This is a genomic window from Spirosoma sp. KUDC1026, from assembly GCF_013375035.1.
In the GTDB taxonomy this organism is placed as follows: Bacteria; Bacteroidota; Bacteroidia; order Cytophagales; family Spirosomataceae; genus Spirosoma.
Window position 1 is genome coordinate 1,304,283 of the sequence record NZ_CP056032.1, and the last position, 15,995, is coordinate 1,320,277.

General features: G+C 53.6%; 7 protein-coding genes. 6 read left to right on the forward strand and 1 reads right to left on the reverse strand.

Going from position 1 to position 15,995, the window contains the following annotated elements; genetic code table 11:
- Positions 1–68: 68 nt before the first annotated feature.
- Together HU175_RS05580 and HU175_RS05585 are read left to right on the forward strand one after the other, a co-directional pair.
- Complete coding sequence (locus tag HU175_RS05580) at positions 69–3,509, forward strand: DUF1553 domain-containing protein (protein WP_176565646.1); 3,441 nt, start codon at positions 69–71, stop codon at positions 3,507–3,509.
- A gap of 40 nt (positions 3,510–3,549) precedes the next feature.
- Positions 3,550–5,007, forward strand: coding sequence for a DUF1501 domain-containing protein (locus HU175_RS05585; RefSeq protein WP_176565647.1), 1,458 nt, complete (start codon positions 3,550–3,552; stop codon positions 5,005–5,007).
- A 212-nt stretch (positions 5,008–5,219) separates the two neighbouring features.
- Here HU175_RS05585 and HU175_RS05590 read toward each other — a convergent pair whose 3' ends face one another.
- A complete protein-coding gene (locus HU175_RS05590) occupies positions 5,220–6,383 on the reverse strand; it encodes a glycoside hydrolase family 18 protein (protein WP_176565648.1) in 1,164 nt (387 codons plus the stop codon).
- A gap of 200 nt (positions 6,384–6,583) precedes the next feature.
- On the opposite strand from HU175_RS05590, the gene HU175_RS05595 reads away from it, so the two are divergent.
- The 4 genes from HU175_RS05595 to HU175_RS05610 all read left to right on the forward strand — a co-directional run bounded on the left by HU175_RS05595 (position 6,584) and on the right by HU175_RS05610 (position 15,993).
- Complete coding sequence (locus HU175_RS05595) at positions 6,584–8,242, forward strand: beta-N-acetylhexosaminidase (RefSeq protein WP_176565649.1); 1,659 nt, start codon at positions 6,584–6,586, stop codon at positions 8,240–8,242.
- A gap of 23 nt (positions 8,243–8,265) precedes the next feature.
- Positions 8,266–10,728 (forward strand): alpha/beta hydrolase-fold protein, encoded by a 2,463-nt coding sequence (locus HU175_RS05600; protein WP_176565650.1) that lies wholly within the window; start codon positions 8,266–8,268, stop codon positions 10,726–10,728.
- A gap of 83 nt (positions 10,729–10,811) precedes the next feature.
- Positions 10,812–12,341, forward strand: a complete 1,530-nt coding sequence (locus HU175_RS05605) for an FG-GAP repeat domain-containing protein (RefSeq protein ID WP_176565651.1) — start codon at positions 10,812–10,814, stop codon at positions 12,339–12,341.
- Positions 12,342–12,906: 565 nt separating this feature from the next.
- On the forward strand, positions 12,907–15,993 hold the full coding sequence (locus HU175_RS05610) for a SusC/RagA family TonB-linked outer membrane protein (protein ID WP_176565652.1): 3,087 nt from the start codon (positions 12,907–12,909) through the stop codon (positions 15,991–15,993).
- Positions 15,994–15,995 lie beyond the last annotated feature (2 nt).

Genomic DNA, 15,995 nt, shown 5'->3' on the forward strand with positions numbered 1-15,995 from the left:
ATGGTTAAATTTGTGTTTTGTGGTGTAAAAGGGGGTGCGTTTGGGTAGAAGCCGAGAGCCAAAACGGGATGATTAACTGGTCTGACATACGATATAGGCATATACTGAGTAGCGCTGCGGTGGTGGCATTCGGTGCGTCGGTGTGGCTGACTGCCTGCCAGTCGTCGGTGGAAAAGCCGGAAGACGTTCTGGTGGCCGAAGCAAAGTTGCCCGAAAAGATCGACTACAATCTGCATGTCAAACCTATTCTGTCGGATCGGTGCTTTGCCTGCCACGGTCCCGACAAGGCCAAACAACAGGCGGGGCTGCGGCTGGACACGCCCGAAGGTGCTTACGAAACCCTGGCCGAGTCTGGAAAACGGGCCATTGTGCCGGGTGATCTAGCCGGGAGCGAACTGTACCATCGTATCGTCAGCAACGACCCGGAGGTAATGATGCCGACGCCGGAGTCGCACCTGAGTCTGAGTTCAGAAGAGAAAGCCATTTTGCTGCGCTGGGTTGAGCAGGGGGCGGAGTACAAACAACACTGGTCGCTGATTGCACCAACGCGCCCCGAACTACCGACGGTTAAGGATAATGCGTGGGTACGTAACGACATCGATCGCTTTGTGGGGGCTAAACAGGAAGCGGGCCAACTGCCCCACAATCCCGAAGCCGACAAGGCAACCTTGCTGCGCCGGGTCAGCCTGGACCTGACGGGCCTGCCGCCAACACCAGCCGAAGTTGACGCGTTTTTGGCTGACACCTCGCCCGACGCCTATGAAAAAGTAGTGAACCGACTGCTGAAAAGCCCGCACTATGGCGAACGGCAGGCCGCCGAATGGCTCGACGTAGCGCGCTATGCCGATACCCACGGCTACCAGGACGATGGTATGCGAACGGTCTGGCCCTACCGCGACTGGGTTATTCGAGCCTACAACCACAACCTGTCGTTTGGCCGGTTTGTGACCTGGCAACTTGCCGGGGACTTACTGCCTAACCCCAACCGAAATCAACTTATCGCCACGGCCTTCAACCGCAATCACCAGCAGAGTCAGGAGGGGGGCATTGTGGATGAAGAATACCGGGTGGAGTACGTCGCCGATCGGGTCAATACGTTCGGGAAAGCATTTTTGGGCCTGACGACCGAGTGCGCCCGTTGCCACGATCACAAGTATGATCCCATCAGTCAGAAAGATTACTTTTCGCTGTTCGCCTTCTTCAACAGCAACAACGAGCGGGGGCAGATCCCATACAACGGCGAGGCATCACCCACGCTAACGCTGACAACCCCCGAGGTCGATGCGCAGTTGGCGTATATCCGGGAGAAACTGACGCCGTTGCGGCAGCAGCTAAACAGCAACCGGCCCGACTACCAGCAGCGGTTTAGTCAGTGGTTGAACAAACAACCAGTTACCAACCCCGACCTGGGACTTATTGCCCACTACACCTTCGACGAAGCCGATCGGGGTGACATCCGGGCCTTTGTGAAAGCGCAGAACGAGCAGCGAAAACGCGAGGACGCAGCCAAAAAACTAGCCGAGTCGAAGAAGCCAAAATCGGATAAGCCTGAGCCTAAGAAGAACGAGATTGCCAAACGGAAATCGAAGGAAGAACTGCTGAAAGACCCACGTAACGCTTTCATGAATCAGGTCAATGACACCATCCCGGCCTGGTTGGGGGGCGATTCGGATAACCTGCCGTACAGCGTAGCGGGTCGGTTTGGTAAAGCGCGTTTCCTGCCCGGCGACAGTTACATCAGCCTGCCGTCTACGTTCGCGGTCTTTGAGCAAAACCAACCATTTACTATCAGCAGCTGGTTTAAACTGGCGAAATCCGGTACGGCCGCGACCTTACTGGGCCGCACAACGGGGCCGATGGATGGCCAGCGCGGCTACCAACTCGACCTGCTGGCCGATGGCCGTCTGAAAGCTACGCTAAGTCATGTCTGGCCAGCGAACGCAATTGATATTGAGTCGGCTGGAAAGGTGCCCGTTAATCAGTGGTTTCAGGTGGCGTTTACGTACGACGGTAGCGGACAGGCAAAGGGGCTAACGTTGTACCTGAACGGGAAGCCGACGCCAGTCCGAATCATCACGGACAACCTGCAACACAGCATCGTGTATGGCAAAGACAAGACCCACTGGGCGCAGCACCCGTTCTACGTTGGTCGTATGCATGACTATTTTTACAAAGACTTTGCGGTCGATGAACTGCGTATCTACAACCGCTGCCTGACTCCCCTTGAACTGCCCCGGCTGGCAGGAGGGCCTGATGCACTAACAGAGGCCCGGCAAAATCCCGCGCGTAGCCCTGCGCAACGAGCCGGTTTGTACCAGTATTACGTCAGCACGCAGGATTCGACGTACCGGCAGGCCTTCACGGCTGCCAGGAAACTGCGCGGTGAGCAGCTCATGCTCTATACCAACGCCAATCAGGTCATGATCATGCACGAACGTAGCCAACCCCGACAAACACATCTGCTGAACCGGGGTGTGTACGACGCGCCCGGCGAAGTGGTGCAACCGGCCGTGCTGCATAGTTTGCCGCAATTACCCGCTAAAGAAAAGGGACAACTTAATCGACTCGATCTGGCGCGCTGGTTACTGACGCCCGAAAATCCATTGTTTAGCCGGGTGATGGTCAACCGTTTCTGGCAGCAGTATTTCGGGCAGGGGCTGGCCAAAAATAGCGACGATTTCGGGAACCAGGGTGCATTGCCGAGCCATCCTGAACTGCTGGATTACCTGGCCGTACGATTCCGGGAGTCGGGCTGGAATACGAAAGCCATGCATAAGCTGATCGTCATGTCCGCTACGTACCGGCAGTCGTCGGTAGTGTCGGAAAAGCGACGCGAGGCCGATCCGGACAACATCTTTCTGACGCGCGGCCCAAGCTACCGGCTCTCGGCAGAACAGGTGCGCGACAATGCTCTAGTCGCCAGTGGGTTGATTAACCGACACATTGGGGGGCCAAGTGTCCGGCCGTATCAGCCCGATGGAATCTGGGAGGCTCTGGCTACGCGGAATGCCGTCAAATACGTGCAGAACCACAACGACAGTCTCTACCGGCGGTCGATGTACACGGTCTGGAAACGGAGTTCACCCCCGCCGATGATGCTCAATTTCGACGCGGCCGAACGCCATACCTGCATTGTGAAACGTCAGAAAACCAGTACACCCTTACAGGCGCTGGTCACGCTGAACGACCCGCAGTTTGTAGAAGCCGCTCGGGTGCTGGCGCAGAAAGCGAAGGGTATTGGGCAGGGGTCTCAAAGTGTGGAGCAACCAATTAATTATTTCTTCAAAGCTGTGATCAGCCGACCTGCCCGTCCGCAGGAACTTGCGTTGATGAAACAGCTTTACGGCGAAGAACTGGCGGATTTCAGGCGGAATCCCAAACGGGCGCAGGAGCTACTTCGGGTTGGAGAGTACCCACTCGACCCAAAGATCGACCCGACGGAGCTGGCCGCCTGGACGGTAGTCGCCAGTACGCTCATGAATTTTGACGAAGCCATTATCAAGCGATAGACATTTCTGGCCGCCCGTGGTCAGCTTAAACAGCAGCGTTATGGATATTCAGGATCAGATCCACGATCAGTTGAGCCGCCGGACATTTCTGGGCCAGACCAGTGCTGGCCTGGGCGCGATTGCGCTGGCGTCACTACTGAATCCATCCAATTTGTTTGGCGGAACAGTCTCGTCACTGGACGAGAACCCTGCCGTGGGGAAACCTCATTTCCCGCCCAAAGTCAAACGAGTTATTTACCTGTTTCAGAGCGGAGCGCCCTCGCAGCTAGAACTGTTCGATTACAAACCCCGGCTCGAAACCATGTGGGGACAGGATTTGCCGGAGTCGGTGCGGAAAGGGCAGCGTCTGACGGGCATGACGGCCGGGCAGAGCCGGTTTCCGCTGGCGGCATCGCGCTACAAATTTGCGCAGTACGGGCCGGGGCGGATGTGGATGAGCGAACTCCTGCCGCATACCCAACGTATCGTCAGCGACCTGACTTTTGTGCGGTCGATGCATACCGAAGCCATCAACCATGATCCGGCCGTTACATTCTTCCAGACAGGCAGCCAGCAGGCAGGGCGGCCCAGTTTCGGCTCGTGGATCAGCTACGGACTGGGCAGCGACAACCAGAACCTGCCTGCGTTTGTGGTGTTGCTGTCCAAAGGACGCGACGGCGATCAGCCGCTCTACGCCAAACTCTGGAGCAATGGTTTCCTGTCCTCCGTGCACCAGGGCGTCGTATTCCGGTCGGGGCCGGACCCGGTTTATTACCTGAACAATCCGCCGGGCGTCGACAAAACCAGCCGTCGGCGCATGCTGGATTATCTGACCAAACTGCACCAGGAGCAGTACAAACACGTACTGGACCCGGAAATAAACAACCGCATGGCGCAGTACGAAATGGCGTACCGAATGCAGACCTCCGTGCCCGAAACACTTGACATCTCGAAGGAACCTGACTACATTTTCGATTTGTACGGCCCCGAAAGCCGGAAGCCCGGTACGTTCGCAGCTAACTGCCTGCTGGCCCGGAAGCTGATCGAGAAAGACGTCAAGTTCGTGCAGCTCTATCACCAGGGATGGGATCAGCACGGCGACCTGCCGAAGGATATCAAGACCCAGGCAAAGAGCGTCGATCAGCCGTCGGCTGCGTTGATTATGGATTTGAAGCAGCGCGGTCTGCTCGACGATACGCTCGTAATCTGGGGCGGTGAGTTCGGCCGGGGTGCTTACTCCCAGGGCAAACTCACCCGCGACAATTACGGTCGGGATCACCACCCCCGCGCCTTCTCGATCTGGATGGCTGGTGCCGGAGTCAAGAAAGGGCTGGTGTACGGCGAAACGGACGAGTTCGGCTATAATGTCGTGAAAGACCCCGTCCACGTGCACGATTTTCAGGCGACGGTGCTGCACCTAATGGGACTTGATCACGAAAAACTGACCTTCAAAAGTCAGGGCCGTCGGTACCGCCTGACCGATGTGCACGGTAAAGTGATAAAGCCGCTGCTGGCCTGAAAAACGCCCCCGGCCTGAATTGCTACGTAGCGATCCGGGTCGGGGGCGTTGTATAGTAACTAGTCTTACATGAGCTTCACGAGGATATAAATAGGGCTTATTTGGCCACTAGTTACCACCCCCCGGCCCCCTCCTACTTTTAGGAGGGGGCCGGGGTGGTCAGAATACTCCTTGCTAGAAGATTACGTCCAGGCAAAGGGGAATCATTCTGATTATTTCCGCACGTCGCTGACGAGTTTATTAAACAGCTTTTGCTGCTCTTTCAAATCGTAGATGTATTCCCAAAACATCACGCCCGCCAAACCTTTTTCTTTTACGTAAGCCACCTTGGGCTCAAACGACGCTTCGTCGGCGTAGGAAATGAACGTACGCGTTGTTGGATTCCAGAGGTAAGGCGCTTTTGCGTCGGCATCCCAATAGCGGGTAAAGCCGTTTTTGTTGATGTATTTCTCCGCCAGTTCATCATACCCAATAAAGAGGTGCTTGCCAGTTGATGGCTGATAAAGTCCTTTGGCCTTCGTAGCGGCTTCGGTGTTCACGATATTGGTCCAGCCGCGGCCGTAGAAGGGAATGCCCAGCACAATTTTGTTCGCCGGAACGCCCGCTTTGATATGACCCTCCACCGCCGAGATCGAGTTTGTGCGCGACTGACCGCCCATTTTCGACTGACCCAGCGGACTGTGGTGTCCCGATACTTTGTCGTTGCCGTGATAAAGATCATACGTCATGATGTTGACGTAATCCAGGTACTTCTGCGCGTTGGCCAATTCGGTATGGTTCACAAACGCCGTATCGCCACCCGTCGCGGCCGTCAGCAGGTAATGATTCGACGCCGGGCGTTTGTCCTGTTTGCCCTGCTCGTCGAGCCGGTCGCGGAGCGCTTTCAGGAACAGAGTGAACGTCTGTTTGTCTTCCGGACGGTAAATGTTACCCGCCCCAACCTGTGCCGGATATTCCCAGTCAATGTCAATGCCGTCAAGCTTGTGCTTTTTTAACAGGTCAACAGCGGCATCGGCGAATTTTTTTCGGGAGGCATCGGTCAGAGCCGCATCCGAGAAATACTTGCAACCACCCCAGCCGCCAATCGATAACAGAATTTTCAGGTCTTTATTCACCGACCGGAGCGAGGTCAGATTGGCCATGTTCACCGAGTCACGGGCGTTCATAGGCTCCAGCGTCCCGTCGGCGGAAGGGACCGCGAACGCGTAATTAATATGCGTTAGTTTGTTAGCCTGAATCTGCTCTTTGGTCCAGCCGTTACCTGTTACGTAACCAATAATAACCAGCTTCGATTTCTGAGCGAAAACGGGGACTGTCAGGCTGGCCGCAAACAGACAGACAGCGGCCAGAAATAAGGATAAAACGGATTTAGTCATAGATAAAACGCAGAGAAGTCTCTTAGGGTCGATTCAAACAGAACAAGACTGAATCGCTGTCAATGGCTAGTTGATAGCAAATAAGTTTGGTCCTGCTGTCAAAAGTAGTGCAAAATACATCGTAGAAAGGGTATTATTAAAAAAATTTAAAAATTAACTCGTACCTTTTAACCCTAAAACCAGATACCCTACATAAACGCATGAAAAAACTAATTTTCGGCTGTCTGTTGCTGCTGGCTCAACTAGCGCATGCCCAGACGGCGACTTACGCAATTCTGCCTAAACCCGCCAAACTAGTCGAACAAAAAGGCACCTTTAAACTCGCCAGTAACGTAACTCTGGTGCTCGACAAAGACAATGCAGACCTGCGCCGGGTAGCGACGCAACTCGCTGATCGGATCGCGGCCGCTACGGGTACGCGCCCACAAATCAAGACGGGGAAAGCGTCGGGTCAGTCCATTTATTTCACCTCGGCGAAAAGCGAAAAGCTGGGGGCTGAAGGCTATGGTCTGAAAGTAACGCCCAAGCAGATAACGATCACATCTGCCCAACCCAAGGGAGCTTTCTACGCGGTGCAGTCGCTGCTGCAACTAATGCCGGCCGAAATCTTCAGTCCAACGACGGTTACGGGCGTAGACTGGTCGGTGCCCTGCTGCACGGTAGAAGACCAGCCGCGTTACGCCTACCGGGGACTGCACCTGGACGTGGGTCGGCACTTTTTCCCCGTTAGCTTTATCAAGAAATACATCGACCTGATTGCCCTGCACAAGCAGAACACCTTTCATTGGCACCTGACCGAAGACCAGGGCTGGCGGATTGAGATCAAGAAATACCCGCTGCTGACTCAGATTGGTTCCAAGCGGAAAGAAACGATGGCCGGTCGGTATAAGGACAACAAGTACGACGGCAAACCCTACGGCGGTTTCTACACCCAGGACGAAGTTCGCGAAGTGGTCAAATACGCTCAGGATCACTTTGTGACGGTTATCCCTGAAATTGAAATGCCCGGGCACTCGATGGCGATCCTGGCCGGTTACCCACAGTTTGGCAGTAATCCCGACAAGATTGTTCCGGTGGCGACGAAATGGGGCGTGTTTGAGGACGTTCTGTTTCCCCGCGAAGAAACATTCACGTTTCTGCAGGACGTACTAACGGAAGTAATGGAGCTGTTCCCCAGCCAGTACATTCACATCGGTGGGGACGAATGCCCTAAAGTGCAGTGGAAAGAAAGCCGTTTCTGCCAAGATCTGATGAAGAAGAATGGCCTGAAAGACGAGCACGAGCTGCAGAGCTATTTCATCCAGCGCATCGACAAGTTCATTACGGGTAAAGGACGTAAGATGATCGGCTGGGACGAGATTCTGGAAGGCGGTCTGTCACCGAACGCAACCGTGATGAGCTGGCGCGGTACCGAGGGAGGGATTGCGGCTGCCCGTCAGAAACACGACGCGATTATGACACCGGGTAACTTCTGCTACCTGGATCATTATCAGACCGATCCTAAAGGACAGCCTATTGCTATTGGTGGACTAACGCCAGTTGAAGAATCGTACTCCTACGAGCCAACGCCTGACAGCCTGAGTGCCGAAGAAGCCAAGCACATCATTGGTGTACAGGGCAACGTCTGGACCGAATACATGCGGACGCCGGAATACGTCGAATACATGGTCTGGCCCCGGGCCATCGCACTGGCCGAAGTAGGCTGGACGGCGAAAGACCGCAAGAACGTCGACGATTTCATGAAGCGGCTTGATGTGCACAAAAAGCGGCTCGATCTGCTGAACGTCAATTATTTCGGGGCGCCTATCAACGGGAATTTCCAGTACCAGATGCCGCAGGATGCTACGGCGTCGAAATAAGCCGGTTACTTGCTGACACAGGAATGAAAAAACAAGGCATATGGCTGATGGCGCTGCTGTGCTGGACATTACAGGTCCGGGCGCAGCAGCGCCATCCGTTTACGCAGGGGCTGGTAGCCGGTCCCTGCCATCAGTACGGGCGCGAAGCGCTGTACACCGACCAACTGGCCTATCAGATGATCCAGAAGGGGTTGCCCAAACCTGTATCCGGTCAGCCCGTTGGCAAAGATGAACTGAGTAAGGTGAACTGGACGCCGGTTACCGCAAACGGAAATGGCCAGTTTAGAGAGGGGATGCTGGCGAACGGCTACCTATATCTGACGTATCAGTCTCCCAGCGAGCAGGTTGCTCTGCTCCACGCAACGGGTCACTCGATGGCCTACGTCAACGGCGTGCCGCACTTCGGCGACCCCTATGCGAGTGGCTGGCAGTACGTTCCAGTCCGGCTGCGGAAGGGTGAAAATGAACTGTATGTACGCACGGCGGCCTCGGTACGGTACCAGGGGATCAAGGCCGAATTAATTTTTCCGGATAAGCCCGTTGCGCTCAATGTCGAAGACCCAACGCTGCCCAGCATCGTGCCGGGGCAGACGATTGAGCCCACCTGGGGTGCGGTAGTTGTTATCAATGCGTCGGCTAAACCGCTGACGAATGTCCAGATACGCAGCCAACTGGCGGGTAAAACACTGGTGACTGATGTACCGGCGATCCCCGCTCTGACAACGCGTAAAGTTGGTTTTCGGCTGGATCCATCGGCGGTTCAGCTGGCGGAGAAAGTTTCAGTGCAGTTGCAACTGATGCAGGCAGGAAAACTACTAGATGCCAGTGAAGTAAGCCTGTCCGTTGGAAAACCCGAGCAGCAGTACAGCCAGACGTTCGTCAGCAACATTGATGGCAGTGTGCAGTATTTCTCGGTAGCGCCCCAACGTAACGTAGATGGCAAAGCGCCCGCTCTCTTTCTGTCGGTACACGGCGCCGGTGTTGAAGCCATCAACCAGGCACGGGCCTACAAACCCAAAGACTGGGGTGTTGTGGTGACGCCCACCAACCGGCGGCCACGCGGCTTTAACTGGGAGGACTGGGGACGGCTGGACGCGCTGGAAGTATTTGGTCTGGCGAAAAAGCAGTTTGCCCCCGATCCCGATCGAATTTACCTGACGGGGCACTCAATGGGAGGCCATGGTACCTGGTACCTGGGCGCTACGTTCCCCGGCAATTGGGCGGCCATTGCACCCTGCGCGGGTTACCCAAGTCTGGCGGCCTATGGCTCCCACGACGGTAAGATTCCGGAAACGGGCGGCACCGACATGGAGCGTCTGCTGCTTCGGGCCAGCAACCCAAGTAACGTACTGGCGCTGGCGTCCAACTACAAACCGCTGGGCGTATATATCCTGCACGGCGACGCCGATCGTACCGTTTCTGTCGAGTACGCCCGGCAGATGCGGCAGTTGCTCGGTACGTTCCATCCCGACTTTACGCATTACGAATACCCCGGTGGCTCGCACTGGTACGGCGATCATAGTGTAGACTGGCAACCCATCTTCGATTATTTCCGGTGGCACAAAATCCCACGGGATAGCGCCGTCAGTACCATCGATTTCAAAACGGCAAATCCTGCGATCTCGGCTTCGATGCGCTGGGCAACAATCGAGCAGCAACAGCATCCGTTGCAATTCAGCCGGGTGCAGCTGACGCGCAGCAAAGCCGGCCGAACCATTACGGGACGTACCGAAAACGTTGGCAATCTGGCGCTTGAACTCAGCGATTTCGCGCCGGGCGAAACTATTTCCATTACGCTCGACAGCCTGAACGCCGTTCGGTACGCGGTGAAAGCCCCTAGCGAAGTCGTTTATCTGAAACGGGGCGCTCAATGGGAGATCGGCGCGAAACCGGCCCCGGCTCAAAAAGGTAAACATCGAAACGGTACGTTCAAAGAACCCTTCAACAACCGGATGGTGTTCGTGTACGCTACGTCCGGCACGGCGGACGAAAACAGCTGGGCCGAGAACAAAGCCCGCTATGATGCCGAAACCTGGTACTATCGGGGCAATGGCGCCGTTGATATTGTTAGCGACAAAGCGTTTGATCCAAAGAAATATGCTGATCGGGGCGTTGTTCTTTACGGAAATGCGACAACGAACAGGGCGTGGAACTCTCTGCTGGCAACCTGCCCAATTCAGGTCCGGCGGGGTGAGGTCGTTGTTGGCAACGAGCGCCATTCGGGCAATGATCTGGGGGCGTATTTTGTCTGGCCCCGCCCGGACAGCCAGACGGCTTCGGTGGCGGTGATCACGGGAACGGGGGTATCGGGTATGAAAGCAGCCGATGCCAACCAATATTTTGCGGGCGGCAGCGGTTTCCCGGATTTCATGCTTTTCCGGACGGACATGCTGACCAAAGGAATAACCGGTGTCCTGACTGCGGGCTTTTTCGACAATAACTGGTCGCTGTCAAACCAGGAGTCGGTTAGGAACGTATTAGAATAAAGCGTAAAACAGACCACTGGGTGCGGCCTGGTCGCAGTGACAATCGACGCTGCCGACCAGGCCGCACCCAGTGGCATTTGGGTATGAAAGCGAAAGGGGGGAAGCAACTGATTTTACTGGCGTTTGTGCTGGTTGGGTTTTTATCGTTCAACAGTGCTTCTGTTGAGGACGGCCAACAACTTGCCAACCAGTATTGCGGCTCCTGCCATCTGACCCCTAACCCCAAAAGCCTGACGAAATACATCTGGCAACTGAACGTACTGCCCATTATGGGACGCTACCTGGGCGTTGCCTACATGGGATACGATCCGTACAGCAACCTGAATCCGCAGGAGGCCGCTTTGCTCAAAGAGCAGCATCTGTATCCCGACGAGCCGGTGATTGATGAGAAAGCCTGGCAAAAGCTGGTCAGTTATTACCTGGATAACGCCCCCGCTAGTCTCCCCCTGGATTCAGCCCGGCAGGAGCGGGACCGGTCGCTCGACCAATTTACTGTCAGCTTTGTCCCACTGGGAAAGAAAATCGGTTCGTCGGTTACGGCTATTGCGTATGACACTGCTCAGCAGCAGCTTTGGGTGGCCGAACCGGACAAACTCTACCGCTGGAACTCGAAAAAAGGGCTGACCCACAACTATGATCTGGTCGGTACGGTTGTCGACATCAAGTTCGAGAAAAACCGGTCGTTGCTGACCGATGTCGGTACGTTATTGCCCTCCGATCTCTCAACGGGAACGTTGTTTTCGCTGGCAAACGATGACCTGGTACCTATGAAAACCCAGATTCACCGGCCGGTCTATTCGATGATCACCGACCTGAACGATGATGGGCAGACGGAGATACTTTGCGCAAATTATGGACATCGATCAGGCTCGCTATCGCTTTACACTAAGCAAAAAAGTACCGATTCGACTTATACCGAAACGATTCTGTTCAACTCCCCGGGAGCGGTGAAGTTCTACGTAAAGGATATGAATGGCGACAACCGTAAGGATATTGTTGCCCTGTTTGCCCAGAATCAGGAGTCGATCTACATCTTCTACCAGACTGATAATCTCAAATTTTCTTCGAAGAAAGTCCTTCAGTTTGAACCTCAATACGGCACCAGCGATTTTATTCTGCTGGATTACAACCACGACGGCATTAATGATATTGCCGTCGTTCACGGCGATAATGCCGATTATTCCTACTGTCTGAAACCCTACCACGGCCTGCATCTGTTTCTGGGCGACAAAAATCAGGCGTACACAGATGCCTTCTTCTATCCCATCTATGGGGCTACCCGGCTCCAGGCTGATGACTTTGACCAGGACGGCGACATTGACTTTGCTATCTCGTCGTTCTTTCCGGAACTGACTACGTTATCCGCCGAGAGTTTTATGTACCTGGAAAACCGAAACGAGAAGAAATTTCGATTCGTAGCGCACGTGGCCCGGACGATGGTACCTATTAAATCGCTGACGCTCGAAAAGGCCGACGTTGATAACGACGGCGACATGGATCTGATTCTCGGTCAATTTGCTTATTCACCCGTTCCTGTTCCCCCGGCTCTCCAGCAGGCCTGGAATAGCGTCGACTACAAACTCGTGATTCTGCTGAATCAGCACACTGATTAATGATTTGGGGGTACAGAGCGCTATTAGTTTACCAGGCGATTTCTGGTAATACTACTTACCTGTTTCCTCCATAATCCATACTGATTATAGGCTTTCTACAATTTCTTTTCGAAACCCGAAAAGTCGGTTTCCTATTGAATAAGAATTAATAATTAATTAACGGTACTATTCTGGGAAAATGAAAAAAAAGAGTCCATATCGGCTCGATTTTAAATTTTTTTAAGAACAACAAATATCTTTGCTATAAGATTTAGCTAAGCCAACGAATATTAAGTGTTTTAATTTAATAATCCTTGCGTTTCTAACCGAAACACCATATAGGCCAAATAAATGCCAAATGAACTGACATGAAGCAGATAACAGTCAGAAATCCAATTGACTAACGGGCTGATTTCAGAGTGACTGTTAATGAGTAGTTCGACTTAATTGTTTGCTGAACGACATCAGAAGTACCAACTAGTAAAGAAGTCATCCGACTAATGATATGCCGCAGGGCGAAAGAGTGTGTACCGAGCCTACCAGCTTTGTACCGTGCGTTGTAAATCTTAACATAACCTAAAGAACAATGAGACAATGTAGAAACAAGTTTACCTTGTTTATTGCCTTCTTCTGTTTGAGTTGCTGCGTTGCGATGGCACAGCAGGTAACCATCCAGGGTAAGGTTTCTGAAAATGCCAATGCGCCAATCCCAGGCGCCAACGTGCTGATCAAAGGTACCACCCGGGGTACGGTGACGGATGCCGATGGTCAGTACTCAATTAGTGCCGAAAAAGGCAGCGTACTGGTTATCCAGTCGCTGGGCTTCACGTCCAAAGAAGTTACCGTCGGCGATCAAACCACCATCAACGTAACGTTGGCTGTCAGCGACAAAACGCTAGACGAAGTTGTCGTAACGGCGCTTGGTATCGCCAAAGACAAAAAAGCGCTGGGCTATGCCGTGTCGGAAGTAAAAGGGAATGACCTGATCAAAGCCCGGGAAATTAACCTGGGTAACGCCCTGTCGGGTCGGGTTGCCGGGCTGAATGCAACCAGCACCGCAACGGGTCCTGGCGGTTCGAGCCGGGTGATTATCCGTGGTAACGGTTCGCTGAGCGGTAACAACCAGCCCCTGTACGTTGTAAACGGTGTCCCCATTGACAATACCAACGTGAACTCGGCTGGTATGTGGGGTGGTACCGATTCGGGCGATGGTCTGAACAGTATCAACCCCGACGATATCGAAACGATGTCGGTACTGAAGGGTGGTACAGCGGCCGCTCTGTACGGTTCGCGCGCATCGAACGGTGTTATTCTGATCACGACCAAATCGGGTAAAGGTCAGAAAGGTATTGGCGTTGAATACAACGGTACCTACACCATGGATCAGCCTTACTCACTGAACGACTGGCAGTATGAATACGGTCAGGGTACGCAGGGGGCGAAACCAACCACGCAGGCTGAAGCAATCCAGACGGGTGCGCAGTCGTGGGGTGCTAAAATTGACGGTACGAACGTAATCCAGTTCGACGGGGTGTCGCGTCCATACGCAGCACAGCGTAACAACGTAAAAAACTTCTATAACGTAGGTAGCACGTTCACCAACACGGTCGCTGTATCGGGTGGTAACGAAGCGGCCGCGTTCCGTTTTTCGGCGTCGGATCTGAACTCGAAAAGCGTTGTGCCAAACTCGGGTTTCAACCGGAAATCGTTTAACCTGAGCGCTAACGCGAACCTGTCGAAGAAAGTTGTTTTCGAAGGCGTTGCTCAGTACAACGTTGAAACCGGTACGAACCGGACCTTCCTGTCGGATACCCCGAAAAACCCGAACTACGGTGCTCAGTTGATCGCGAACACGGTCGATATCCGGACGCTGGACCCAGGCTACGACAGCCGTGGATACGAAGTGTTATGGAATAGCAACCAGTATTCGACCAATCCATATTTTGCGGTGAACAAAGTGCAGAACAGCGACGTACGGAACCGGTTTATCGGTCAGTTCTCGCTGCGGTATAACATTACTGACTATCTGTACCTGCGCGGTCGGGTTGGCACGGATTACAACTACACGAAATTCGTAAACATCGAACCAACGGGTCTGGCCTACGCTACACGTGGTTCTATGAGCCGGTCGAACACGCAAATCGGTGAAACCAACTCTGAACTGCTGCTTGGCTTCAACAAAGATTTTGGTCCAATTTCGGTGAACGCCCTGGTCGGTGGAAACAAAATGAACCGGGCAACGGAAAACATGGGTTATAACGGCCAGTACTTCGTTGTTCCATTCAACTACTACCTGGACAACACGGTAACGAAAACCCCAAGTTACGGGTACAATGCACTGGGTATTAACTCCGTATTTGGTTCGGCTGATATTGGTTACAAAAACGTCTTGTTCCTGACCCTGACGGGTCGCCAGGATTGGTTCTCGACGCTGGCTAAAGCTAACAACAGCCTGTTCTACCCATCGGCCGGTTTGAGCTTTGTGTTCTCGGACGTAATGGACAGCCGTCCTAACTGGCTGAACTATGGTAAAGTACGGGCATCGGTTGCTCAAGTGGGTGGTGGTTATCCAAACCCATACGCGCTGAACCTGACTTACAACCTACAGACCAACAACTACATTGGTGATATCGCGCTGATGTCGGTTAACGGTGGTACAATTCCGAACTCGCAGCTGCAGCCGAACACGTCGACTACGACGGAAGTTGGTTTCGAAACGAAACTGTTCAACAACAAACTGGGTGTTGACCTGACGTTGTACAACCGGACAACCACGAACGATGCGGTTACGGCGTCGACCTCGTCAGCAAGTAGCTACGGTAGCGTACTACTGAACGTTGGTAAAGTCGTAAACAAAGGTATCGAGCTGTTACTGACAGGTACGCCCATTAAAAAGGCGAACGGCTTCACGTGGGACGTATCGTACAATATGGCCTACAACGACAACAAAGTCGTTAAAATTACGGACGACCTAACGACCTTCCAGGTCGATCAGTCGCGGACTCAGAGCGCCTACATTTACCATTTCACAGGCCAGCCTTATGGTATGATCACGGGTTATCGTGCGCTGCGTGATGCCAACGGTAATGTTGTGTACAACTCGGCAACGGGTCTGCCCATTCAAAGCGCGCTGCAACCACTGGGCCGTGGCGTTCCTCCGTTAACTATGGGTCTGACGAACACATTTAATTACAAGAATTTTTCGTTTAGTTTCTTAGTAGACGGCAAATTCGGTTCGAAACTGTACAGCGCTACCAACTACTACGCAACGGCTAACGGTCTGACGAAACTGACGCTGGACGGACGTGAAAATGGCGTAACGGTTACGGGGGTTACGCAAAACGGCGACGCCTTTACCCGCACACTGACGGCGCAGAACTACTACGGGTCGAGCGGTTACCGGAACATCACCGAAAACTTTGTGTATGATGGCAGCTTCGTGAAACTGCGTCAGTTCACCTTGGGTTACAACCTGCCACGGTCAATTCTGGGTAAAACGCCAATTCAGGCGGCTAGCCTATCGCTTGTGGCGCGTAACCTGCTGATTCTGTACAAAAATGTACCAAACGTTGATCCAGAATCAAACTTCAACAGCGGTAATGCACAGGGTTTAGAAATGTTTGGTGTACCACCAGCTCGTAGCTACGGTCTGAACCTGAATATTCGTTTCTAACT

Excerpts from the sequence above, each read along its gene's own strand:
- HU175_RS05580 (WP_176565646.1), top strand. The coding sequence starts at position 69 with ATGATTAACTGGTCTGACATACGATATAGGCATATACTGAGTAGCGCT.
- HU175_RS05585 (WP_176565647.1), top strand. The coding sequence starts at position 3,550 with ATGGATATTCAGGATCAGATCCACGATCAGTTGAGCCGCCGGACATTT.
- HU175_RS05590 (WP_176565648.1), bottom strand. The coding sequence starts at position 6,383 with ATGACTAAATCCGTTTTATCCTTATTTCTGGCCGCTGTCTGTCTGTTT.
- HU175_RS05595 (WP_176565649.1), top strand. The coding sequence starts at position 6,584 with ATGAAAAAACTAATTTTCGGCTGTCTGTTGCTGCTGGCTCAACTAGCG.
- HU175_RS05600 (WP_176565650.1), top strand. The coding sequence starts at position 8,266 with ATGAAAAAACAAGGCATATGGCTGATGGCGCTGCTGTGCTGGACATTA.
- HU175_RS05605 (WP_176565651.1), top strand. The coding sequence starts at position 10,812 with ATGAAAGCGAAAGGGGGGAAGCAACTGATTTTACTGGCGTTTGTGCTG.
- HU175_RS05610 (WP_176565652.1), top strand. The coding sequence starts at position 12,907 with ATGAGACAATGTAGAAACAAGTTTACCTTGTTTATTGCCTTCTTCTGT.